This is a genomic window from Candidatus Symbiopectobacterium sp. NZEC151, from assembly GCF_025962655.1.
Lineage (GTDB): Bacteria > Pseudomonadota > Gammaproteobacteria > Enterobacterales > Enterobacteriaceae > Symbiopectobacterium.
In genome coordinates this window covers 1,145,003-1,170,162 of record NZ_JAGFPE010000001.1, presented here as the reverse complement: position 1 = coordinate 1,170,162, position 25,160 = coordinate 1,145,003, and the positions used below count along the sequence as shown (strand labels likewise).

Genomic DNA, 25,160 nt, shown 5'->3' with positions numbered 1-25,160 from the left:
GCAATAAATAAACATCATAGGTCTCTGTCAGTGAGTCAAGCCGGAGTTGGACTTCGGCAAGCAAAAGGAGAGTGAACCAGATGGCCAAAAAGGATGCGCTGTTGATCCCTTTATTGAGCAGGATACTCGACGTTCCCGAAGCAGCATTACACGACGACAGGAATCTGATGCACCATGGAATGGACTCGATGCGCACCATGCGTGCCGCGACCTGGTTACGGCGCGAGGGGGTCGCCGTGACGTTCTCGGATTTTATTGATAAACGGACCGTAAAAGAGTGGCGCGAGGTGGTATCTGCTGCTGGCGAGTTTTGCGCGGTGGCCGATGCGGATACTCAGCAGTGCGATACGCCGGGGTTCGAACTTGCCACCATGCAGCACGCCTTTTGGATTGGGCGTAATGAGCGGCAGCAACTTGGGGGCGTAAGCGCCCATTTTTATGCCGAGCTGGACGGCAAAGCGCTCGATCCGCAACCGTTGGCGAGCGCGCTGAACCGCCTGATTCAACGGCATGACATGCTGCGGTTGCGTATTGACGAGGACTCGCGTCTGCACATTGCGCCGGATAGCCCTTGCAAGCTACAGATCAATGATTTGCGTGAGCTGTCTGCGGAGCAATGTCAGGCGCGTCTGGCCGCGTTGCGTCAGCGCTATACCCATCAGCAGTTGGATATCGCCAATGGCGAAACGCTGATGTTGGCGCTATCGCTGCTGCCAACGGGCGACAGTCGGCTGCATATCGATTTGGATATGATAGCCGGCGATGCCGCCAGCCTGCGTATCCTGCTGCGCGAGCTGGCACAAGGTTATCGCCAACCGGATTATGCATTACCCCGGTTGACGTCAAGCTATCGCGCTTACCAGCAACGCTGGCAAGAAAAGCATCAATGCCGCCGTGAACAGGACAAAGCATGGTGGCAAACCCAGTTATCCCGATTGGCGGCATCGCCCGCCTTGCCCCTTCAGCCCTCAGAGAAAACGGCACCGGTGACAGAAAGACGTTACCTGTGGCTTAACAATACGCAGCAGCAGCAATTGACGACAATGAGTCACCAATCCGGTCTGACTGTCCCGGTAGTGCTGGCGACGATCTTTAGTGAGTGTATTGGTCTATGGAGCGGCGGAGCTCCCTTTCTGCTGAATTTGCCGGTATTTTCCCGCGATGAAGAGATAGACGATGCCGATCGGCTGGTGGGGGATTTTTCCAGCTCGGTGCTGATTAGCGTTGAGCCGGGCAGCGCCGTGAACGTTGTCGAGCAGGCGCGTCAACTGCAAACCCAGCTTCACCGGGCGCTGGCGCATACGGCGTGGAGTGGCGTTGACGTGTTACGCGATCTGTCGCGGCAGCAGCAGAGCAATGCCAGCCTGGCGCCGGTGGTGTTTACCAGCGCATTGGCACTGGGCGATCTCTTCGAACCCCAGGTGCGCGCGGTGTTAGGGGAGCCCGTGTGGTCGGTTTCTCAGGGGCCGCAGGTGTTGATTGACGCACAGGCTACGGAATACCTGAACGGCATCATGCTCAATTGGGATGTGCGCACTGATAGGTTTGCACCCGGCGTGATTGATGCCATGTTCGATGCGTTTCAGCAACAGGTGCTCGCGCTACTTGACGATATAACGTGCTGGCAGCGCCCGCTGCCGGTGCCGCAACCGGTAGCGCCCTGGCCGCCGGAGGCAACCGAACCCGCCGGTGCGCCGACGCTGCTGCACCGCTTTTTTATGCAGGCCGAGCGAGAACCCGATGCCATCGCCTTACAGTGGGGTGAGCACGGTGTGCTGCACTATGGCGAATTGGCACAAAACGCGTTGTGCATCGCCCGTTTTCTTCAGGAGCAGGGCATCAAAACGGGTGATAGCGTCGCCATCAGCATGGGGAAAGGGCCGGAGCAGGTGATGGCGGTGTTAGGCACCCTGGCCGCAGGCGCAACTTACGTTCCCTGCGGTATCGATATTCCGCTGGCGCGGCGTGAAGCCGTATACCGCCTGGCGAATGTTGCGCTGGTGCTTTGTGACTCGCGCAGCGCCTATCAGCCTGAGTGGCCGCCGGGTATCCCGGTGTTCCCGCTGGTGCAAGGGTTGCAGGCGTTGCCGCTTGCGGCATCGGTCGAGGTGGATGAGCAGCAGGCGATGTATGTCATCTTCACCTCCGGTACCACCGGCGAGCCGAAAGGCGTCGCGGTTTCGCACCGTGCGGTGGCGAATACCGTGGACGGAGTCGATACGCATTTCACTGTCACGCCCAGGGATTGCACCATCACGCTGTCGGCGCTCGATTTCGATCTTTCCGCTTACGATATCTTCTCCTGCCTGAGCCGTGGCGCTCGGCTGGCGGTGGTTGACGAACATCAACGCCGGGATGCCGATGAATGGCTGGCGCTGATACAGCGCTATGATGTCAGCATCATCAGCTGTGTACCCGCGCTGTTGGAGATGATTCTCACAGCAGCCGGAGACTCGCCATTATCTTCTGCCCGGCTGGTTATGCTGGGGGGCGATCGTATTCCCGTGGCACTGGCGGAGCGCTGGTGGCGGCGCACGGCGGGCGCGCCCTTTGTCGGGTTGGGGGGCATGACGGAAGCGGCAATCCACTCCACACTCTTCGTGCTGCATGCCGACGATCCGCGCTGGACTACGGTGCCTTTCGGTACGCCCTTGCCTAACATGTATTGCCGTATTGTTGATGCCTTGGGACGGGATTGCCCGCCGTGGGTGGCCGGTGAACTGTGGGTCAGCGGTCCGGGATTGGCGCTGGGGTATCGCAACGATGCGGAGCGCACAGCAGAAAAGTTTGTTGAACGTGCAGGGCGGCGTTGGTATCGCAGCGGCGACCGTGCACGCTATTGGCCTGATGGCACCATTGACTATCTGGGGCGTAATGACCAGCAGATAAAGATCCGCGGGCACCGCATCGAACCGGGTGAAGTGGAAACCGCTCTGATGCGCCATCCCGCCATTCACAGCGCCTGTGTGACGGTGGTAGAGCCTGCGGCTCGTCAACTCTGTGCCACACTGGTTACCGGTGAAAATAATAGCGCCAGCGTCTGGCAAAGCTGGTTGCAGCTGCTGCTGCCACGCTATGCCATTCCCGAACACTACGTGGTTGTGCCCGAGATGCCGGTAACGGAAAACGGCAAGACGGACCGAGCGAGCGTAGAACGCCTCGCCGCGTCACAGATTGCTCTGGCACGCACCGCGCGCAGCGCCCCTGAAAACGCTATCGAACGGCAGGTTGCCGCGCTGTGGGCCAGGCTGCTGAACGTCGACAACGTCAGCCGTGAGGATAATTTTTTCGTGCTGGGTGGCGACAGCCTTATTGCCACGCGGCTGATTGCAGCGCTACGCGAACGTCAGTTGAGCGCGCCGTTGCATGCCTTATTCACTTCCCCTGAACTGCGTGATTTTTGCCATTACGTGCAAGCGGAAAGCGCCGTTTCACTGCCGACGCTGGTCGCCGACGAGGCCGGACGCTATAAATCCTTCCCGCTCAGTGACATTCAGCGCGCCTTCTGGATTGGCCGCAGCGAACAGATGACGCTGGGCGGCGTCGGCTCGCATTTTTATATCGAGTTTGATGGCGAAGGGCTGGATGTCGCACGGCTTGAAGCTGCCTGGCAACAGTTGATCGCGCGCCACGCCATGCTGCGTGCGGTGGTGACAGAAGCCGGAGAGCAGCAGGTGCTGCCCGATACGCGGCCCTATCGCATTGAACGTCATAGCGCCTGCGACGATGTCGAAGGGGCGTTGCAAACCTGGCGCGATACGCTGTCGCACCGGGTTTACGATGTGCGTGAATGGCCGCTGTTTTCCATTCATGTGGTGGATTATCAGCAAGGGGGCGATGCGCGCCAGCGGCTGATGGTCAGTCTCGACAGTATGATGTTCGATGGGCGTAGCATCATGATCCTGTTCACCGAATGGGATGCATTGTACTGCAATCCGACGGCGGCACTGCCCGCGTTGCGCATCCACTATCGGGATTATCAATGTGGGCAGGCGGAGTGTAGCGCGGCGCTGATGCCGCAGGCTAAGTCCTACTGGCTGGAGCGACTGGCAACGTTGCCCGCTGCACCCGCCTTGCCGCTGGCGGTGAGGCCCGAGACCATCGCCAAGCCCCGCTTCCAGCGCAGACGCTATGTGTTGCCCGCGGAGTCATGGCAGCGTTTTATGTCACAGGCACAGCGGCATGGCATCACCGTCAGCGTGGCGCTGGCGGCGGCCTATGGCGAAGTGCTGGCGTTCTGGAGCAATCAGTCTGCGCTGGCGCTGAACTTTACGCTGTTCGATCGACAGCCGCTGCATCCCGATATTAACCGTGTAGTGGGGGATTTCGCCTCCATCCTGTTGCTCGGTTATGACACCGCGCAGGGTAGCGATTTTTGTCAGGCGGCCATGCAGTTGCAACAGCAGGTGGGGGAAGGGCTAAGCCATCGGCAGTTCTCGGGGGTGCGGGTGCTGCGCGAACTGGCCCGCTATCACGGCCAAAGCATGGCCACGATGCCCGTGGTGTTCACCAGCGTACTGGGGTTGGAAAAAGATGCGTCGATGGCGCTGTCGGATGCGTTTCCCCGCGTGCACTATACGCTGACACAAACGCCACAGGTGTGGCTCGATGCCAAAGTCAGCGAATCGCACGGGTGCCTGCTGCTGGAGTGGGACGTGGTGGAAGCCCTGTTTCCGCCCGGCGTTATCGACAGTCTGTTTGCGGCTTACTGCCATCTGGTTGAAAGTCTGGTACAGGCTGACTGGTGCCAGCCGATCACGCTGTCGCTGCCCGTTGAACAGCAGCGCCTGCGCGCGCAGATCAACCAAACGGCAATGGATTTCGGCAACCACACCGCGCCCTACCTGCGCGTATTTGCTCAGGCGCAACGTGCGCCACAAGCAACGGCGCTGGTATGGGGCGATCACGGCGTGATGCATTACGGTGAGATGACGCGCCAGGCGCTGAGCGTGGCGGCGTATCTGGTGCAACAGGGTATACAGCCTGGCGATAAGGTGGCGATCACCCACCGCAAGGGGGCCGCGCAGATTGTCGGCGTGTTGGGGGTGCTGGCGGCGGGAGGCTGCTATGTACCCTGCAATATTGCGTTACCCTTGGCGCGGCGCGTGCAGATTTACCAGGCAGCTCAGGTCCGCTGGATTCTGACTGACGATGAGAGCCTGACGCACCTCGATTGGCCTGCCGCATTTCCCGTGGTGGCGCTGAGCACCGCGCTGGCCTGTGCGCCGTTGCCAGAGCCCGTGATGCAACCCAGCTATGCGCCGCTCTACGTTATTTTTACCTCCGGTAGCACTGGCGCACCAAAAGGGGTGGTGGTGAGCCATGGTGCGGTTGCCAATACCATTGATGCCGTGGCCCGCCGTTTTGATCTCAGCGTCAGCGATCGATCCATTACGCTTTCTGCACTGGATTTTGATCTGTCAGCCTTTGATATTTTCACCTTCCTTGGCATCGGTGCTTCGCTGGCCGTGGTGGAAGAGCCTCAGTGGCGTGATGCCGCCGCCTGGGCAGCGTTGATGGCGCGCTGGCAGGTTAGCGTGGTCAGCGCTGTGCCTGCGCAAGTGGAGATGTTGACCATTGCGGCCCATGACCGTGGGTTGCCGCAGTCACTGCGGCTGGTGATGGTGGGCGGTGACCGCATCTTGTATCCCTTGCCGCACCAGGTCTGGGCGCTGGCACCTCAAGCACGCTTTGCGGCCCTGGGCGGTATGACAGAGGCGGCAATTCATGCCACCTGCTACATCGTCACACCGGATGAACCCTGGTGGCCTGCGGCCCCGTATGGCGAGCCGCTGGCAAATATGCGCTGTCGGGTGGTGGATGGTCAGGAACGCGATTGCCCGAATGGGGTGAAAGGCGAACTGTGGGTCAGTGGCGCAGGGCTGGCGGACGGTTACATTGGGGATGCGCAACGCAGCGCGGAGAAGTTTGTTGTGCGGCAGGGGGCAACCTGGTATCGCACCGGTGACCGGGCCTACTACCGTGACGACGGCGTGCTGGTTTTCTGCGGGCGCACCGATGGGCAAGTCAAAGTGCGAGGATATCGCATCGAACTGGCGGAAATTGAAGGCGCGTTAACGCGTCTGCCTGAGGTTGATGAAGCGGTCGCCGTGGTGCTCGATGCCCCTTCGCAGCAGGTAGCCGCCGCGCTGGTGTGCCCTGAGACGACCGAGATGGCGGCTATCAAAAAGGCGCTACAGGCGTGGTTACCCGCGTATGAAGTGCCTGAACATCTGATACGCATCTCCCGTGTGCCCTTGACGGCCAATGGCAAAATTGACCGAGCGGCAATTGGTGACGAGGTGCAGTCCTATCTGAGCGGCCTGCGTGATGAACGGGCCGGGGCTCTGCCCGTCGGCCGCGCAGAGCAGGTGCTGGCAACGCTGTGGGGCGCATTGCTTGATCTGGACACGGTTACGCGTGAGGCGAACTTTTTTGCGCTGGGCGGCGACAGTCTGATTGCTACCCGGTTAATCAGCCGTCTGCCGCAGGAAGGGCTTCACGGTACGCTGGCGTCACTGTTTCGTCAGCCGGTGCTGCACGCGTTTGCGGCAACGCTGCGGGAGGTGATGCCCGAACAGCAGATCCGTTTGCACCATGATGCCACGCAGCGCTATCGCCCGTTCCCGCTGAATGACGTGCAGGAGGCCTATTGGCTCGGGCGACGCGATGGGTTCGTACTGGGCGGTATCGCCGCCCAAAGCTACCACGAATACGAACTGCAACACGCCGATCTGATGCGCCTTGAGCACGCCTGGAACCAGTTGGTCATTCGGCACGATATGCTGCGCTGCGTCATCGGAGAGGATGGTCAACAGCACATCATGGAAGAGGTTCCCTATTTTTACTTCCGTTACCACGACTTACGCCATTTGACGGATGCGTCAGCACAGTTGGCGCTGCTGAGAAACCGAATGGCACATCAGATTCTGGCTGCCGGTAGTGGCAGGCTCTATGACATCACGCTGATTGACTATGGTGCAGGGAAATCGCGACTTGCCGTGCTGTTCGACAATTTGATTGTCGATGGTTTAAGCATGTTGACGCTATTTAGTGAATGGTTTGAATGCTACCAAAATCCGGAGACCGAACTCCCTGCGCTGACGATACAATTCCGTGATTATCAGTGCTGGCGTGCGCAGCAGGGGCAGGCGCAAGAGGATATCGTCTACTGGCAACAGCGGTTTGATGCGCTGCCGCCTGCGCCCGCATTGCCGACACGCATGGTGCCTGCCTCCATCATCACACCGCGATTTCGTCGGTTGGAAGCGCGGCTCGAACCTGCTCTGTGGCGACAGCTCAGCGATCGCGCGCGTCAGGCGCAAATTACTCCTTCGGTGCTGCTCCTGACCTGCTTTGCGGAAACGCTGAGTCGGTGGAGTGGGCAAAAAGCGTTGGTGATCACCTTGACGCAGTTCGATCGCCAGCCGCTTCATCCCGACATCAACCGCGTGGTGGGGGATTTTACCTCGCTGACGCTGGCGGAGTATCACGCCGATAACGCAGATAGCTGGCTAAGGCACGCCCAGCGCTTGCAGGAACAAGTGTGGCGCGACCTTGGCCATGCCTCAGTGTCCGCCATTTCGGTACAGCGCGCGCTGGCGCAGCGGGCAGGCAATGAGATGCAGGCCGCACCCGTGGTGTTCACCAGTATGCTGGGGGTGGCGGATGCACTGGCTAAGGCGGTGCCCTGGCCGAGCTACACCAGCTCGCAAACGCCGCAGGTGTGGCTTGATCATCAGGCGATTGATTTAGCCGATGGGGTGTTGCTCAGTTGGGATTACCTGGAAGAACTGTTTTTGCCCGACATGGTTGAGCAGATGTTTACCAGGTATTGTCACACGCTGCGCGCGTTGGCAGGCAGCGACTGGCTTGCGCCGCCGATTCGGGATTTGCCCGTTGCCCAGCGTCAGATGCGACTCCAGACCAACACCACCGGTGGTCCGATGCCAAGCCACCGGGCACTGCATGACGCCTTTTTTAGTCAGGCGCAGCAGTGGCCTGAGCGCCCAGCGCTGTGGGATAGTGTGAACGGCTACCTGAGCTACGGCGCGCTGCGTGAACAGGCGCTGACGGTAGCGGCCGGGCTGCTGCACCGCGGCATTCATGCGGGTGATTGTGTCGCACTGTGCCTGCCGTCAGGTGGCGATCGCATGGTGGCGCTGCTCGGCATCCTTGCGGCCGGGGCGGCCTATCTGCCCCTCAATCAGGCGCATCCCGCCGCGCGTCACGCACTGCTGTGTCGTAAGGGGCGCGCAAAAGCCGTTATCTGCGACAGCGATCTCTCGTTCGCCTTACCAACCTTTTCGCTGGCCTCATTGCGCGACAACGCGCCGTTAACCGCACCGATCATTCCGCCGGACGATGCGCTCGCCTATGTGCTCTTTACCTCCGGTTCCACCGGGGAACCCAAAGGTGTGATGATTGAACACCGTAACGTGCTCAATACGCTGGAAGCGGTGTGTCAGCAACTTGATATCTCGGCGCAGGATGTCTTTCTGGCGGTTTCCGCGCTGGATTTCGACCTGTCGGTGTTTGATATCTTCGCCGCGTTGAGCGTGGGGGGATTATTGGTGTTGGTGGAGGACTCGCCCCATCATGATGCGGACCGATGGTTAACACTGATGTCTACCCACGGTGTCAGCGTGTGGAACAGTGTGCCTGCTCTGTTCGATATGCTGCACACCTTGGCCTGTACGCGGCAGGTGACGCTGCCCGATCTGCGTATTGCATTGCTGTCGGGGGATTGGGTGGAGCCTGACAGCGGTGAACGGCTGCGCACGCTCGCGCCGTCGGCACAGGCATTTGCGTTGGGCGGGGCCACAGAAGCCGCTATCTGGTCCACGATATGGCCAATGTCGTCACCGATACCGGAAGGGTGTCACACGGTTCCCTACGGTTTCCCATTGAGGAATCAACGTTTCCGCGTGGTGGATGCCTTGGGCAATGACACGCCCGACTGGGTGCCCGGTGAGCTGTGGATTGGCGGGTTGGGGGTGGCGCGCGGCTATTGTGCTGATGCGCGCTTGACGGCGCTGCACTTCAACGGCGATTACCCGTGGCGCTGGTATCGTACTGGCGATCGCGGACGCTATCGACCAGACGGGGTGCTGGAATTTTTGGGGCGTATCGACAGTCAGGTTAAGTTACAGGGTCACAGAATTGAATTGGGTGAAATAGAAGCCACTTTGCTGCGTCATCCACAGGTACGTCACGCCGTTGCGGTGGTGCAAGGCGATGGCGCTACGGCAGGGTTGCACGCTTTTGTCCAGATGGATGCCGCTGAAGAAGAGATCAACGCGCTCTTGAGCGCACTGCATCACGAACTGCGTATCACTTTGCCGGGCTATGCGATTCCGGGGGCAATATCCCCGGTGACCACCTGGCCGCTGACCCCCAGCGGAAAAATCGACAGGCGTCAGTTAGCGCTGTCCCCGCCGCACTCAACGTCTCCTCTTCCTGAAAAAATCAGTGAGTTGCAGCATGTGGTCGCTGCGTTGTGGCAACAACTGGTGGAAGGGCCACCGCCATCGGGCACTGATTCCTTCTTCCGTGCGGGCGGTAACTCGCTGCTGGGAACAAAACTGGTGGCTCAGGTGTGTGAAAGATTTTCTATCAACTTGACCATAAAGGAGTTTTTCTCTGACGCAACTTTATCTGGTCTGTGTGCCTGCATTGAAAGGCATTTAGCCGACCGCGCTCGAATGGAGGAGGGATCGCTATGAATATCGCCGATTTTGTTGCCACGCTGGAGCTACAGGGCATTGAGCTGTGGTGTGAAGAGAATAATCTGCACTTTCGTGCGCCTGCCGGAACCTTGAGTGAAACGGTGAAAGGGGCGCTGCGCGAACACAAGCCTGCGCTGTTGGCCTACCTGGCAAGCCGGAATGAGAGCGAGGCGATGCTCTGCGATCGTCAAGGCCGCTTTACACCATTCCCGCTGACGGAAACCCAGCAGGCGTGGCTGATGGGGCGTCACAGCGCTTTTGCTTACGGCGGTCTGTCGTGTCGCGGTTTTCTCGCAGTGAGTTTCCCGGCGGCGCTGGAGCCGGCGCGGCTGGAGCAGGCATTGCAGCAACTGATTGCGCGCCATGACATGCTACGGGTGGTGGTGAAAGAGGAAGGCTTTCAGCGTGTCTTGTCGACGGTACCTGATTTTGCGCTGCCCACCAGCGATCTGCGCCAGCGTGGCGCTGAACCGGCGCAGCGCGCCGTGGACAGGCTACGCGATACCCTGTTATCGGCCCCGTCCGACTACGCCACCTGGCCGCTGTTCGCGGCGCATGCGGTCCGGTTGGCCCGTGAGACACAGTTGCTGCTGGCCGTTGAACTGATCGCGCTGGATGCGGCCAGCCTCTATCTGTTGGTCGATGAACTTGCGCTGCTGTTGTTCAACCCTGAACAGCTTCCTCCCGTACCTGACATTACCTTTCGTGACTGCGTGATTGCACGGCGTGCCGCACGTGAAGGTAAGCGCTATCGAGACGATCGTCACTATTGGCTGGCGCGCCTTGATGCGCTGCCGGATGCACCGCAACTGCCGCTGGCAGAAGCCACGGCCGATGCGCCGTTTCTGCGCCGTCAGCGGCTGCTGTCGGCGAGCCAGGTCAGGCAACTCGGCTCACTGGCTGGCGAACATCAGGTGACGTTGAGCGTGCTGTTGCTCGGGGCGTTTGCGCAAGTGCTGGCGCTCTACAGTCAACAGCGTCATTTCACGCTGAATTTGCCCGTGTTTCGTCGCGATCAACGGCATCCCGATATCCAGCGCGTGCTGGGCGATTTTACCGACACCGTGCTGCTCGAGGTTGATTTACAAGGTACGGCCCCGTTTGGCGAGCAGCTACGTGCGCTCAGACAGCGCCTGTGTGACGCGATGGATCACGCCAGCTACTCCGGGTTGGAACTGCTCAGAGAACGTTCTCGCCGCCGCGGGGAGGCCCAGTTAATGCCCGTGGTGTTTACCAGCACGTTGGGGCAACGCGGAAAAAACGATGGGAATAAGGCCCTCTATCACATTGTGCAAGGCATGACGCAGACACCGCAGGTGCTCATCGATTGCCAGGTGGTGGAGCAACCCGAAGGGATCCTGCTGGCATGGGATTCGCGTGAAGCGCTGTTTCCTCCCGCCCTGATTGAACAGGCGTTCGATTTGTATTGCAGCGTGATCAATCGATTGATTGAAGAGGGTGAAGGCTGTATGCAACAGGTTCGCCCGGTGTCATTGCCCGCCGCGTTCTGTCACGCGCGCCAGCGTGCCAATGCGTCTTGTCGGGCCTATCCGGCCCAGTTGCTGCATCAGGGGATGGTGGATCAGGCTGAACGGCGTCCCGAGGCAACCGCACTGATTGATGAGCATGGCACACTGAGCTACCAGCAACTGCTGACGCAGGCCACCGGACTGGCCGCACGGTTGCAGCAGGCGGGGCATCAGCCTGCGCAACGGGTTGCCATTTTCTGTGACAAAGGGCGGGGACAGGCGTTGGCCGCGTTGGCGACGCTGCTGTGCGGGGGATGCTATGTGCCGTTTTACTTGAAGCAACCGACAGCACGCCGTGACCTGATGTTGCAGGATGCTGATATTGCGTGGGCCATTGCTGACGATCTCACCTCGCTTCCCGCAGGGATCAACGCGCTTGACTGGCGGGGTGAACAACCTGCACACCCCTTCACGCCGGTGGCGGTGGCACCGGAGCAGCCCGCGTACCTGATTTATACCTCGGGTTCTACCGGCACGCCGAAAGGGGTGGTGATGTCTCATCGGGCTGCCTGGAATACGCTGGCCGACATCAACCACCGCTTTGCCGTGGGCGCGCAGGACGCGATGCTGGCGCTGGCTAATCTCTCCTTCGATCTCGCAGTTTACGACCTGTTCGGGGTGCTGGCCGCCGGAGGGCGTCTGGTCTATCCCCACGTCGCACAGCAGGGCGATCCGGCCCACTGGGCGGCGCAGATCCAGCGTCATGACATCACCTTGTGGAACAGCGTGCCGTCGCAGTTGCAGATGCTGTGCGATTTCCAGCAACCGTTGGCACCGCTGCGCGTGGCGCTGGTCTCCGGGGATTGGGTACCGCGTGGCCTGCATGAATCGCTATCGGCATTGCAGGCATCTGCCGAGCTGTTCGCGCTGGGTGGGGCCACAGAAGCGGGCATTTGGTCCGTGTGCTGCCCGGTCAATGGGCTGGAGGCGCACTGGGTTCATGCCCCTTATGGTGCGCCGCTCGCCAATCAGCGCCTGTACGTTGTGGACGATGCCATGAATGACCGTCCCGATTGGGTGGCGGGAGAGATTGCCATCGCCGGAGCCAGTCTGGCTGACGGCTACTGGCAGGATGCCGAAAAAACTGCGCAGCGTTTTGTTACCGCTCGCAATGGTGAACGCCGCTACCTTACCGGCGATCGAGGACGTTATTGGCCCGATGGCCGCATCGAATTTCTGGGCCGTTATGACCAGCAGGTGAAAATCCACGGTCACCGGGTGGAACTGGGTGAGATCACCGCGACGCTGCGCCAACATCCGGCGGTTGCGGATGGCGTAGCGCTGTTGACAGCGGACGGCACCCTGCACGGCGTGGTAGAAACGGCTGCCGGACAGCAGTCCGCCGCCATTTCGGTGACAGACGCCGCCCGCGACTGTGCGCAACAGCTCGAACGGGGTATGGATGCCCCGGCGTTCACCGCGCTGATGGCGGCGGCGGACCGGGTGGCGATGCTCGCGATGGCAGCCCGATTGCGTGCCGATGGGCTATTCGGCACGGAGCAGGTTCACCATTCGCTGGATGAGATCTATCAGGCAACGCACGTGGCGCAGACGCATCGACGCTTGCTGCGCCGTTGGCTGGATGCCTTGGTGGGGGGGCGGGCGTTAATGCGCGATGCGCAAGGCCATTACCGTGACCTGATGCCGAGCGATAACGCCGCGCTTGACGATGCCTGGCAACAGGTTGATCGCCTTGAACAGCGTACCCGCTATGGCAGTCTGACGTTGGATTACATCCGGGCGTGCAGTGAGGATCTCGCTGGGCTGTTGCGCGGTGAGCGCGATGTACGCGGGCTGCTGTTTCCACAAGGCGAACTGTCGACGGCGCAGGCCGCTTACCGTGATAACGTGGCAAGCCGCAGTATGAATGCCATCGCCATTGCGGCCATTACCGAATTTGCCAAGCAGTGCGATCGCCCATTGCGCCTGTTGGAAGTGGGGGCGGGGGTGGCGGGCACCGCCAGCGAGTTGGTGCCGGCACTGGCGGCCTATGGTACCGAATACTGGTTTACCGATTTGTCGACGTTCTTCCTGACAGAGGCGCGTAAACGCTTCGCTAACTACCACGGTATGCACTACGGCCTGTTCGATATGAACCTGCCCGCCGCGTCGCAGGGGATGCAGGCCAATAGCATGGATGTCATCCTGTGCGCCAACGTGCTGCACAATGCGCGGCATGCGGGCGAGGTGCTGGCCGGTTTGGCGCAACTGCTGACACCGGGCGGCATTCTGGTGTTCATTGAGCCGGTGCGGCGTCATAACTACCCGCTGTTGGTGTCGATGGAGTTTTTCCCCGAGCTGACCGGGTTCACCGACCTGCGCGCCGAGACCGACCAGACCTTCTTTACCCGTGAACAGTGGCTCGATTTATTGCAGCAGGCCGGCGCGACGTTGCTTGACTGCGCACCTGCCGCGCACAGCGCATTGGCAACGTCGGGACAGGGCGTTTTTATTGCTCAGTTCAAAACCGATCGCGCCAGTGTGTGCGATGCGCGCCTGCGGGTGTACCTGCAAACGCGTTTACCGGCGCACATGATCCCGACCCAACTGCATGTTTGGGATGCCTTGCCGCGCAACGCGAGTGGCAAAATCGATAGGCCAGCGTTGGCGCAAACGCTGTTGAACCACGCGTCAACCGCAGCGTCACAGGTGCAAGGCGATGCGCTGTGTGACGCGCTGGAACACGACATTGCCGCTATCTGGAGCGAGGTGCTGGATACCGAGATTGTTACGCGGGACGCGGATTTTTATGCCTGTGGCGGCGATTCTCTGTTGCTGTCGCGCATGATTGGCCGACTGCGCGAGCGTGTCGCCGCAGCCAGCGCCCTGACCTGGGGCAGTTTACTGCGTCATTTACTGCAAGATCCGACGTTAAAAGCCCTGTCTGCGCGACTGCGTCAAGTGGAAAAAAACCAAACGGCGGCGTCATCCACGCCGGTTCCGCTGGTGACCTTATGGGAAACGGCGGGCGTGTCATCGCACCCCTGTGTGCTGTTGCATGCGGGAAGTGGCGATATGCAGCCCTACCGTCACGTGCTGCCGGAATTGGATAAATCCGCCTATTCCTGCGGCATCGGAATTGAACTGCCTTCACCGGCGGCGTTTATGGCGCTACCACCGCCGCAAGCGTTGGTGAGGCTGGCGGGACAGTATGCCGATGCGTTGTGCGAGCGTGGCGAGCGCTTCACGTTAATCGGCTACTGTCTGGGGGGATTACTGGCAGCAGAAATGGCTCGCCAACTCAGCGAGCGCGGCGTCTGTGTGCAACAATTGGTGGTGATCAGTGCCTGGCAGCCTCCGCGCGTGGAGGATGTGCGTCTGGTCGAGTACGTGTTTGCCCGTTCACACGGAGCCTGCCTGGAAGCGTTGCGTTTGCCGTCGGAATCAGCGCTGGCTGAGGCGGTTCATCACGTGCTGCGCGAAACGCCTTCCCACATTCCCGCCGGTGCATTTGACCGTTTACCCGACGCCTATCAGCCCGTTGGCGACGCGCTGAGCCAATGGGCAATAAAACCGCTGAATGAGCGGCTGCGCGCCTTGCAGACCGACGGTGCTGAGCAGGGGGCCTACTTTGCTCCCGAAGGTGAAGTGCAAGCCTTTGCCGAGCGCCACGCGCTGTTCCACCATTGCATGGCCGCCGTGGGTGAACACCAGCCTGCGCCCTGGACCGGAAAAACCCTGTTGATACGCAACAGCGCAAGCGATCCGTTGTTGCCCGGTACGCCGCAGGATGTCACCGACTATTGGCAGCGTCTGAGCCTTGGCGATCTGACCGTGGTGGACACGCCGGGCGACCATTTTAGTTGTATGGCGCAGCCACATGCGGCGTCACTGGCGAACTGCATCGCACGGCACACTCGCCCGGAGGAGGCGCTGTGAAGCGGTATTGCATCGCGATTCTGGGGGCGACGGGCAGTATCGGACGAGAAGTTACCTGTTGGCTGGGCGCGGCGGGATACACATTGCGCCTCGGTGCCAGACAGCCTGAGGCCTTGCACGCGCTGGCGCAGCAGGTCAACGCGCACGCTCAGGTGGTCGATCTCTATCAGCAAGAGGCGCTGGATGCGTTTAGTCAGGGATGCGCACTGGTGGTGAACTGTGCGGGGCCATCTTATCTGGTGCTGGATCGGGTTGCGCGCAGTGCCGCTCGGGCCGGTGCTCATTATATTGATGTGTCCGGCGATGCCCCGGTATGGCATTTGCTGCAACAAACACCGACCAGCGCACGGGACTGGACCGCAGTACTCTCGGCAGGCATGTTGCCGGGGTTAGCCAATTTGATTCCTGACTGGCTGGGCGTGCTGCCTGATGATGCGATTACCGTTTACAGCGGAGGGCGTGAAAGCGTGCGCGGTGCGGCAGCGGGCGATCTGGTGCTATCGGTTAACGATCAGTACGGCACGGTAGCGGCCGCTAGTTACTGGTATGGCGAATCGAGCGCCTTCTGGGTTAAGGGGGAGCCGCATTTGCGCCGGTTACCGACAGAATTGCGCGATGATTTGGCGCATTTTCCCGGTGAAGTGACGCTGCTGCCGTTTCTCAGCAGCGATGCAGAGCGTCTGGCGACACGCCATCAGTTGCGCGAGTTGCGCTGGTATAACGTGTTTAGCGGAAGCTTCTTGCGTGAGACGCTGACCGGTCTGCGCGGTTGGGTGAACAATGCTGAACGCCTGACGCAGGCGGTGGCGCAGGTTGAGCAGGCCAGCGAGCTCGATCTGCTGGGGCACTCGCCCTATTACCGACTGGTGTTCGATCTTCTCCCCCATAACAAACCGCGCCGCCGAGCGGTGATCTCTACCGACAGCAGCGCGGCGTTGACCGCCGCCGTCACGGTGAGCACGGTGAATGCGTTATTACGCGGTGACATTTCCCCTGGCGTGCATTTTGCGGATGACGTCCTGATGGCGACACAAACCTTTAACGACGTTGTCCGCCTGCATCCGGGCACGCAGATTCGCCAATACCTGCCCGATGAACGTCTCGAAGAGGGAAGATTATGACCACCAAAATGAAGGCCGTGGTGTGCGGCACCGCGTTTGGTCGATTTTATCTGCGCGCGTTGGCGCTGCACCCGGACATTGAACTGGTTGGGATCCTGTCGCGCGGTTCTGACGCTTCCGCACGCTGCGCGCGTGAGATGGGTATCGCGCATTATCACGCGGTAGAGGCGCTGCCGGAGACGGTAACCCTGGCCTGCGTGGTGGTACGCGCAGGGGTGTCCGGCGGTAGCGGCGCGGAGGTAGCGTGTGCACTGTTGCGCCGGGGGATCCATGTTTTGCAGGAGCATCCACTGCACCCGGATGAGCTGGCGCACTGTTTTCGTACCGCGCATCAGCATCGCGTGCGCTATGACGTCAATGCGTTTTATCCCCACGTGCGCGCGGTGATGCATTTCTTGCAGGCCGCGACGTTGCTGCGCCAGCAGCAGCCGATCGCTTATCTGGAGGGAGTATGCGGCGCACAAGTGCTGTATCCCTGGCTGGATATGGCGGCGCGGGCGCTGGGGCGTTTGCAACCTTGTCGATTGACGTTGTCACAGCCTGCACAGACCGGCCCCTACACCACGCTTCAGGGGGATATCGGCGGTGTACCGGTAACCCTGCGCGTGCAAAACCAAATTCATCCGGGGGATGCCGATAACCATGCGTTGCTGCTGCATCGCATGTCGCTGGCGACGGAAGGCGGTGTTCTGACGTTGGCGGATACGCACGGTCCCGCCCTGTGGCAGCCGCGCTTGCACACGCACCGTGATGCCACGCACCGTCTGGTGTTGGACGGGCCGGGCACAGAACGTCTGGCGGCGCTGAGCAGCAGCACCCTGCCGGGCAGTGAGCCTGACACCTTTCGCGCCGTGTTCGATACCCAATGGCCGCAGGCGATCAATCGGGCGCTGGATGCGTTTATTGCCAGCATCGGGAACCCGGCGCTGGCGCAGAGCCAATCCGCTTGGGCATTGAGCGTCACGCGCAGTTGGCACCAGATTTCAACCCTGCTCGGTCCCCCCGCGCTGATTGAACCCGATGCGCCGCCGGTGGTGGCGCTGTGTCAGCAACTGTGCCGACAGGAGGCCGAATGACCCGTCACTTCTTGCGTTTCTTTTCTCCGCCCACGGCGTTGCAACCGCTGCTGGTTTGTCTGCCCTATGCCGGGGGCGGAGCCAGCGCGTTTCGTGCCTGGTCAACGCTGTTTGATGCGCAGATCGCCGTTGCCGCCGTGCAATATCCAGGGCGAGAAGATCGTTTTAACGAAGCGACCATCGATGATATGTCACGCCTGCTGGACACGCTGATGACCGAGTTGCAACGCGACATCGCGGCCCGGCCCTACGCGCTGCTGGGGCACAGTATGGGTGGCGCGATTGCGCATGAGCTGGCGGTGCGATTGGAAGCGCAGGGCATGCCGCCGCGACATCTGTTTGTCTCTGGTCGGCAACCACCCCGTTATCACCCGCGCGACAGCGCCGTTCATCGCAGTAGCGACAGCGATATTCTGGCCGAACTGCGTCGTTTGAATCCGCGCAATAATGCGCTGGTGGAATCGCCGGAATTGGCTGCGCTGCTGGTGCCGATTATTCGCAGCGACTATCGCTTGATCGAAAATTATCGACCTCATGACACGCCGGTGATTGGTTGTCCGATCGATGTGCTCGCCGGACGGGACGATCCCGATCTTCCCGCCGAGCAAGCCTGTGCCTGGGCCGATTACACCTCAGCATCGTGTCAGGTGCATATTTTCCCCGGCGACCATTTCTTTATCAATCAGCAACGCGACGCGGTGATTAACGCCGTGCAACAGGCGTTTCTGTCCTCGCTCACCCCGTGCACAAAAGGATAAAACGATGGATGATTTCTACTCACCCGTAGCGGAATATTATGACCTGGTGGCCAGAGCGCATTCAGAAGGCGATACCGTGCTGCGAGAACGCCTGGCGGCCACTCCCTTAAACGGCGAACCGATCCTGGATCTCGGGGCGGGAACCGGGCGCACGGTCGCGGCCATTGCCGACAGCGTGCCGCAGTGCGACATTTTGGCGGTGGAACCGGCTCCGGCCATGCGCGCCGTGTTGATGCACCGCGTTATCAACGATCCGCATCTGCGTCAGCGAGTGACCGTGGTCGCTGAGCCCGTGGATCAACTGCACCTGCCGGAAAAACTGGGCGCCGTGGTGGCCTATGGCGTATTGGGGCATATGTGTCGGGAAAAACGTCAGCAGCTCTGGCAGCTACTGTTACCGCGCCTGTCGGCGGGGGCCCCGATTTTTGTAGAACTGCTGCCGCTGGAAAAACCGATCGTGTTGCCGGCCTTTCCGCTCGCTTGTGAAACGGTGGGTAAACGGCATTACACCGCATCATTGCAAGGGGAACCGGGGCCAGACGATACTATGCTGCTGACGTCCTGTTGGACGGTGCGCGGCGGACCATGTCCGGCGCAGGTGATCCGTAATCAGAGCGTCTGGCACACATTTAGTCTGGCGGAACTTGCGCAGGAAGCGGGGTTGCGCGCAGAACGTCTCACCGCTCAGGCCGGGGTGCTTTATGCATAACAACGATGCGCAGGATGCTTATCTGACCGATACCCGTTTACACGATTCTGATGCCCGGCGATTGCCGCCGCCGCTTGCCTGGCCGCCGGAAATCGCCCAGCGCTACCAGGATGCGGGTTACTGGCAAGCGGATACGTTATCAACCCACATCATCCGCTGGCAACAGACCTACAGCGAACACACCGCCTTGATTGCCGAAGGGCACGCGTGGCCTTATTGGAAACTGATGGGTCAAGGCAGGCGTTTTGCCACCATGCTCAGGCAACAGGGGGTGTCTCCTGGCGACACGGTGTTGGTGCAGTTGCCAAACGGTGCTGATTTCGCCGTCGCCCTGTTTGCGTTGTTGCTGATGGGGGCCGTACCGGTATTGGTGGTGCCGACACTGTGCACCCAAACGGTCGTTCAGGTGGCGGCGCAGGCGCGAGCCCGGCGCTATCTGGGCAGCGCAAGCCTGTGCCAGAGCGAGAACCATGCGTTAACAACGCAACTGGCTGAGCACGGCTGCCGTACACTCTTCAGTGGCAAAACGGATCGCTTTTGTTTTTGCCAGGAGGCGATGATCGCTTCACCGCCGCCTGGGGATGACGCGGGCAATATTGCGCTGCTGTTGCTGTCAGGCGGAACCACCGGCATACCGAAACTGATTCCGCGCACCCATGCAGATTATGGCTATAACTTTCAGCGCTGTGCTGAACTGTGTGCGCTGAGCGAACGGGATCGCTATTTGGCCGTTTTGCCGATGGCGCATAATTTTTCGCTGGCGTGTCCCGGCGCGTTAGGGGTGTGGTCGCGCGGTGGCTGCGTGGTGGTTCCAGCCACGCCCGCCCCGGAAGATGCTTTCGCCGCGATTGCCCGTTTTCGTGTCACGCTCACCGCGCTGGTGCCTTCGTTAAGTCAATGCTGGCTGGAGGCGCTTGACAGTGAACTCCCTGATTTGCGTTCACTGCGCCTGATTCAGGTGGGCGGTGCCAAACTTGATGCCGTTCGTGCTGGTGCAATGCTGAATCGTTTCGGATGCCAATTGCAACAGGTGTTTGGCATGGCGGAAGGGTTAATCACCCTGACGCGGCTGGACGACACGCCACACACCATCCTCACCACACAGGGGCGGCCGCTGTGTGAGGATGATGATATTCGCATTGTGGACCCCGCCGGGAGTGCCGTTTCCCCCGGTCACACCGGAGAGCTATGGGTTCGCGGACCCTATACGATTCGAGGGTATTTCCGTGCCCGCTCTGGAGACGCGCAGTCGTTCACGTCAGAGGGTTTTTACCGTAGTGGAGATCGGGTTCGACGTTTAGCAGATGGCAATCTGTGCGTCGAAGGGCGCATCAAGGAAACCATTAATCGCCACGGCGAGTCCGTGGGTGCTGGCGACATCGAGGATGCGCTGCGCTTGCACCCTGATGTGCGTGACGTGGCCGTGGTGGCCGGTCTGGATGAAACGGTGCATGCGGTGGTGGTCGCCAAACGCTCACTGTTGCTGGCAGATTTGTGTGCGTTTTTGGAACAACAGGGCGTACCTGTATCACGATGGCCCGACGCGCTGAGCGTGGTGAAAGCATTGCCGCTTACCCCAATGGGAAAAATCAATAAACAGGCGCTAACGGTGCGCATTATCGGTCGCGTAAGGGAACAGGTAAAGGAGCAATCATGATGGGATATCACAGCAGACGGCATCTGATTTTGCCTGAGGCTCAAACGCTGCCAATCATTGCAGAGATGCTCAACCAATTGAAAGGGGAAGACCATTATGTCTACGAGCGTCAATCCTGCTGGTATCTCGCGTTAGGGCAGCGGGCATCGCTGACCGTCGACGCTGCCGGCGAGCAGGCGACCACCATTACCGATAACGGCATTAATACCACACGCGTCAAGGGATCGCCGGCGGAGTACGCCCGTCGCTTTCAAGCCGAACACGGTGGTGAAAATCTGCGTATCTACGGCGAGGCGGGGTTTCACTACGCGCTTTGTGTTCAGGAACAAGGTTACAAACCGGGTCGCTGGCCGGTGTTGAATCTGATTGTGCCGCGTGAGGAGCTGATCTTTTGCGACAACGGCGTCACGGTGTTGGCGGAGGATGCACAGCGTTGCCGGCAATTGTCTGACTGGGTGCTGAGCGCGGCTACCGTGGCGAAACGTCGAGGGGGGGATGCCAGACTGGCGCACATTGCCGAACTCGCCTGCGATCAGGGTGACTACTGCCAGCGCGTGTGCCAGGCGATTGAAGAAATTCACGATGCCCACTACAGCAAGGTGATCCTGGCGCGGGTCATGCCGCTCAAGCAACCCGTGGATATGGCAGCAACGCTGCTGCGCGGACGTCAGGCCAATACGCCGGTACGCACGTTTTTATTGAAGCAGGGAGACCGTGAAGCCGTCGGTTTTTGTCCTGAGCTGGTGATGTCCGTCGAGCAGGATAGGGTGAGCACCGATACGCTGGCGGGCACTTGCGTCCAGCATCAAGACGCTGCCACGTCAAACGCATTGCTGAGCCATTCCTTAAGCGACGACAAAGAGATTGTTGAGCACGTGATGTCGGTCAGAGCGGCAGTAGAAGAGATGAAAGGGCTGTGTCAGCCGGAGAGCGTGGTTATCAATGATTTAATGTCGGTACGCCAGCGCGGCAACGTGCAGCACCTCGGATCGCGCGTCAGCGGTGAATTGGGCTACGGAAAGGACGCGTGGGATGCCTTTGATGCTCTGTTCCCCGCAATAACCGCCACGGGCGTGCCAAAACGTGCGGCGCTGTCGGCGATTGCGCGACTGGAATCATCCCCGCGCGAACTTTACTCCGGAGCCATACTCTGGTTAGACGGTAAAACGCATTTTGAAGCGGCGCTGGTGCTGCGCTCAGCGTTTCAGGATAGCCATCAGCGCTGGTTACAGGCCGGTGCCGGGGTGATTGCACAGTCATCACCCATACGCGAACTCACTGAAACGCAGGAAAAGTTGGACAGTATTGCGCCTTATCTGGTCTTCCAGCAAAAAACGCGGTAAGGATGCAACGTCGAGGGACTGGAGGAAGGGTTACATGTCATCAGTACAGAATCTCTCATCGCTAAAACAATTAAGCGATTTGGCACGCCATTGGGACTACGAATGTGAAATGGTCGTGGCAGAAAAAAGCCCGGCCCATGAGGTAACGTTTGAGGGCACGCTTCGGGCCGTGACGTTGCCGTATGGGATCGATCTTTGTCTTAACGACATCACTACCCGTGAGGAAGATTATCGCAGCGCCACGCTCAAACAGTGTCTGACCATTCTGTTGACCCTGGACGGGGATACGCCAAATTATTATCTGGATGACGGCAGCATGTTGGTAATGGAGCTTGGCGTGGCCAAAGTGATTGCCGCGCGCAGCCCGCTCCGCCTCTGGTGCCGCAATCCGCGTGGTCATCATAGCCGGAGTCTGGTTATTCAGGCGGCACCACGGCGTATTGTCGATAGCGAATTGGCTCAGCAGATTGAACGCTTGCTACAGCATGAAGGTATTTACAGTTTTATGGTCCCGCATCACACCCTGACGCTGGCCGAAAGCCTGTTTACCCTGTGCGACAGCTGTGTGCCTGGACGTTTACATATTCATAGCTGCGTGTTGGATCTGTTGGCGCAGGGGTTGCACGCCGCAGAACAGACACCGTCCTTGATGCCCTATGCCGCACCCTGTCGGGATACGGTGCGCATTCTCAAAGTCCGCGACAAGCTGCTCGCGCAGTTGGATAACAATCACTGCCTGTGCGATTTAGCGCGTGAAGCCGGGATCAGCATCAGTGCGCTTAAAAGTAAATTCAATGCGGTGATGGGGCAATCGGTGTTTTCTTTCTTGCGTGAGCAGCGGCTGATGCGTGCCCGAAAAGGGCTGGAATCGGAAGGATGGACGGTGAAGCAGGCCGCCTATTATGTCGGTTATCAGCATCCCAGCAATTTCTCTACCGCCTACCGTCGCAAGTTTGGTCGTTGCCCTCGTGATGCGTTAAATGCCTGATGCTGGCTCCAGTCACAGCTGTTTTGGCTTTTCTCATAGTTAAGTTCGCTGTGGCGGCATCGGACCTCCTCATACACTCTTCGCACCGAAAATAATTATCATTTCGTTTTTTTTGCTGCGCTGAGGATAGACATGCTGAACAATACGTACCTTTGTCACAAGCGGGTAAAATTTGCGCTGTGCGCAAGCGTTGGTTCCCTGATGTGTGGGGCAGTGGCCGCGATGCCGATCGATGCCGAGCAAACCCCTACGGCGTCGGAAGATGACAGCGTCGTTTGGGTTACTGCGCGCAAGATCAAAGAAGATCCCCAGCGCGTACCGCTCAGTTTGCGCGTGTTCGACAAACAAATGCTCGAAGACCGCCGTATCGATGATATTGCCCGGCTGATACGCGATGTGCCGAACACGGGCATGAGCGCACTGGGCGATGGGCGTTCCACGCACCTCTCCATGCGGGGCGTCGGTACGTTGGCGCAGCCGCTCGGGCACGATGATACCTCGGTAGTGACCTATATTGATGGCGTACCGCAGCCACTGTTTGGCTCTGACTTGCGTTTTCTCGACGTTGAGCGCATTGAAGTGCTGCGCGGACCGCAGGGCACCGTGTTTGGGCGCAATGCCCAGGCTGGAGCCATCAATATCATTACGCGTCAACCAGGCGATGACGCACAGCACACGCTGCGTGCGGAAGGCGCGCTGGATCGACGTTCCCAGAATCTCGGGCAGTTGACATTTTCCGGCCCGCTGCGTGACGACACGCTGAAAGGCAGTTTTTCTGCCGCCTATGCCGATCAGGGCGGTGACGTGCGCAATCAGGTCGGAGGATGGATGGGGCGAGAGCAGAACGGTGCAATGCGCACCACGCTGCTGGCAACGCCCGATGACATCACCCAACTGGTGCTGGCATTCAGCTATGGGCGCGATCGTCTGACCCCCTCCAATTTTGTGCTGCAAGGTACGCCGAACTTTCCCGCAGTGGCGCTGGATCCCAAAGGCTGGGCACATCGGGACACCGGTGCGCTGTCGCTGACCGCCACTCGCGCGCTGAGCGCTCTGCAAGTGACTTCGATTACCGCACTGAATCGCTATGATTTTGACAACCTGACCAACAATTCCGAAGCACTCACCTACGGAACCTGGTTTAACCAGCCCAGCGCAGCATTTCTACCTGCACTTGACTGGAGTACCTACGACGAAAAACAGCGTAGCTTCTATCAGGAACTGCGGCTGAGCAGCCTGGATAAGGCGCGGGTGGGGTGGGTCGGTGGCATTAACTACCTGCACGACGACTACCGTCTGATGAGCGATTACACCACGACCTCGATGTTGGCACCGAGCGGCGACAGTTCAATGATCAACGGGGTGCGCCATAACGATTATCAAACGGACAGCTACGCGCTGTTTGGCGAACTGACCTCTGCGCTGACGCAGAGTGAAAAATTGAAGGGCACGCTGGGGTTACGTTACACCCACGACAGCAAGGGCTATCACGCTCAGTTTCAAAACAATGGTCACCTCGGTAACGTTGCCGCCTTCGATCAGCAAGGAAGATTGCAATATGACATGGTGACCGGACGCGCCGCGCTACACTATCAGCTGACTCGTGATGCCATGCTGTATACCAGCGTGGCGCGCGGTGCCAAAAGCGGGGGCTTCCCCAACTTCACCAATAATGCGCCCAGCGGTATGCGCGACGACCCTTATCAGGCGTCCTCGTCGTGGAGTTATGAGGTTGGCAGCAAGAATCGCGTCGATGGTGGGCGTGGCGAATGGAACCTGGCGCTATTTTACAACCAGGTGCGCAACGAGCACTTGTTTGCCAAAGAGAAGAATTCGATGGTCTTTACACCACAGTCCATCGATACCGCAAGCTATGGCGCGGAGTTGGAAGGCGGATGGCAAGTGGCGGAGCACTGGCGGCTTGGTGGCGGTGTCGGGTTCACCCATGCAGCGTTGCGCAACGTATCCACCAGCGTGGCGGATAAAACCGGGGCGCGCGATGGTTATCGTGTTCCTGCCGTTCCCCGTTTTACCACTTCGCTAACCCTGGCCTATTACGACTCGGCCGCCGCGTTGGGGATCCCGGACGCCAATCTGTTTGCGCTGGCACAGCACCAATTTATCGCTCAGCGTGAGGCGAATGTGGATAACAATTTTACGCTGCCTGCTTATCGCCAGCTCAATCTCAGGGCCGGGTTAGAGTTTCCGTCATTGGATGTGTACTTGTTTGCACAGAATCTAACCAATGAGCGGCCGCAGTACACCGGCATAAGCTACATGCCCGGTGTGAACGTGGTCACCGTGGGACACGGGCGCGTGCTAGGTGCCGGGATGAAGGTACACATGTAACCGCTGCGCCGCGCTGGGCGGCG

Annotated in this window: 10 protein-coding genes; all 10 read left to right on the top strand. The window is 59.8% G+C overall.

What is annotated here, in order from left to right; translation table 11 throughout:
• Nucleotides 1-80 precede the first annotated feature (80 nt).
• The 10 genes from J5067_RS05195 to J5067_RS05150 all read left to right on the top strand — a co-directional run bounded on the left by J5067_RS05195 (nucleotide 81) and on the right by J5067_RS05150 (nucleotide 25,137).
• Entirely contained in the window at nucleotides 81-9,725 is a 9,645-nt protein-coding gene (locus tag J5067_RS05195; RefSeq protein WP_264650597.1) for a non-ribosomal peptide synthetase, read from the top strand.
• Nucleotides 9,722-15,136, top strand: coding sequence for a non-ribosomal peptide synthetase (locus J5067_RS05190; RefSeq protein WP_264650596.1), 5,415 nt, complete (start codon nucleotides 9,722-9,724; stop codon nucleotides 15,134-15,136). Before J5067_RS05195 ends, J5067_RS05190 begins: the two co-directional genes overlap by 4 nt.
• Nucleotides 15,133-16,257 carry a saccharopine dehydrogenase NADP-binding domain-containing protein gene (locus J5067_RS05185; protein WP_264650595.1) on the top strand — a complete coding sequence of 375 codons (1,125 nt, stop codon included), beginning with the start codon at nucleotides 15,133-15,135 and terminating at the stop codon, nucleotides 16,255-16,257. The genes J5067_RS05190 and J5067_RS05185 overlap by 4 nt, the downstream gene beginning before the upstream one ends.
• Nucleotides 16,254-17,333: a Gfo/Idh/MocA family oxidoreductase gene (locus tag J5067_RS05180; RefSeq protein WP_264650594.1), complete on the top strand. Its 1,080-nt coding sequence runs from the start codon at nucleotides 16,254-16,256 to the stop codon at nucleotides 17,331-17,333. The genes J5067_RS05185 and J5067_RS05180 overlap by 4 nt, the downstream gene beginning before the upstream one ends.
• Nucleotides 17,330-18,091 carry a thioesterase II family protein gene (locus J5067_RS05175; protein WP_264650593.1) on the top strand — a complete coding sequence of 254 codons (762 nt, stop codon included), beginning with the start codon at nucleotides 17,330-17,332 and terminating at the stop codon, nucleotides 18,089-18,091. Before J5067_RS05180 ends, J5067_RS05175 begins: the two co-directional genes overlap by 4 nt.
• A gap of 4 nt (nucleotides 18,092-18,095) precedes the next feature.
• On the top strand, nucleotides 18,096-18,800 hold the full coding sequence (locus J5067_RS05170) for a trans-aconitate 2-methyltransferase (RefSeq protein WP_264650592.1): 705 nt from the start codon (nucleotides 18,096-18,098) through the stop codon (nucleotides 18,798-18,800).
• Nucleotides 18,793-20,457 (top strand): (2,3-dihydroxybenzoyl)adenylate synthase, encoded by a 1,665-nt coding sequence (locus tag J5067_RS05165; protein ID WP_264650591.1) that lies wholly within the window; start codon nucleotides 18,793-18,795, stop codon nucleotides 20,455-20,457. Before J5067_RS05170 ends, J5067_RS05165 begins: the two co-directional genes overlap by 8 nt.
• Nucleotides 20,457-21,800, top strand: coding sequence for a salicylate synthase (locus J5067_RS05160; protein ID WP_264643730.1), 1,344 nt, complete (start codon nucleotides 20,457-20,459; stop codon nucleotides 21,798-21,800). Before J5067_RS05165 ends, J5067_RS05160 begins: the two co-directional genes overlap by 1 nt.
• Before the next feature lie 34 nt (nucleotides 21,801-21,834).
• The gene (locus J5067_RS05155) at nucleotides 21,835-22,788 is read left to right on the top strand and encodes an AraC family transcriptional regulator (protein WP_264642812.1); all 954 of its coding nucleotides are present in this window, start codon (nucleotides 21,835-21,837) and stop codon (nucleotides 22,786-22,788) included.
• A gap of 132 nt (nucleotides 22,789-22,920) precedes the next feature.
• A complete protein-coding gene (locus J5067_RS05150; protein WP_264642811.1) occupies nucleotides 22,921-25,137 on the top strand; it encodes a TonB-dependent receptor in 2,217 nt (738 codons plus the stop codon).
• The last annotated feature ends 23 nt before the right edge of the window (nucleotides 25,138-25,160 follow it).

Coding starts and splice junctions, on each gene's coding strand:
- J5067_RS05195 (WP_264650597.1), top strand. CDS start 81: ATGGCCAAAAAGGATGCGCTGTTGATCCCTTTATTGAGCAGGATACTC.
- J5067_RS05190 (WP_264650596.1), top strand. CDS start 9,722: ATGAATATCGCCGATTTTGTTGCCACGCTGGAGCTACAGGGCATTGAG.
- J5067_RS05180 (WP_264650594.1), top strand. CDS start 16,254: ATGACCACCAAAATGAAGGCCGTGGTGTGCGGCACCGCGTTTGGTCGA.
- J5067_RS05175 (WP_264650593.1), top strand. CDS start 17,330: ATGACCCGTCACTTCTTGCGTTTCTTTTCTCCGCCCACGGCGTTGCAA.
- J5067_RS05170 (WP_264650592.1), top strand. CDS start 18,096: ATGGATGATTTCTACTCACCCGTAGCGGAATATTATGACCTGGTGGCC.
- J5067_RS05165 (WP_264650591.1), top strand. CDS start 18,793: ATGCATAACAACGATGCGCAGGATGCTTATCTGACCGATACCCGTTTA.
- J5067_RS05160 (WP_264643730.1), top strand. CDS start 20,457: ATGGGATATCACAGCAGACGGCATCTGATTTTGCCTGAGGCTCAAACG.
- J5067_RS05155 (WP_264642812.1), top strand. CDS start 21,835: ATGTCATCAGTACAGAATCTCTCATCGCTAAAACAATTAAGCGATTTG.
- J5067_RS05150 (WP_264642811.1), top strand. CDS start 22,921: ATGCTGAACAATACGTACCTTTGTCACAAGCGGGTAAAATTTGCGCTG.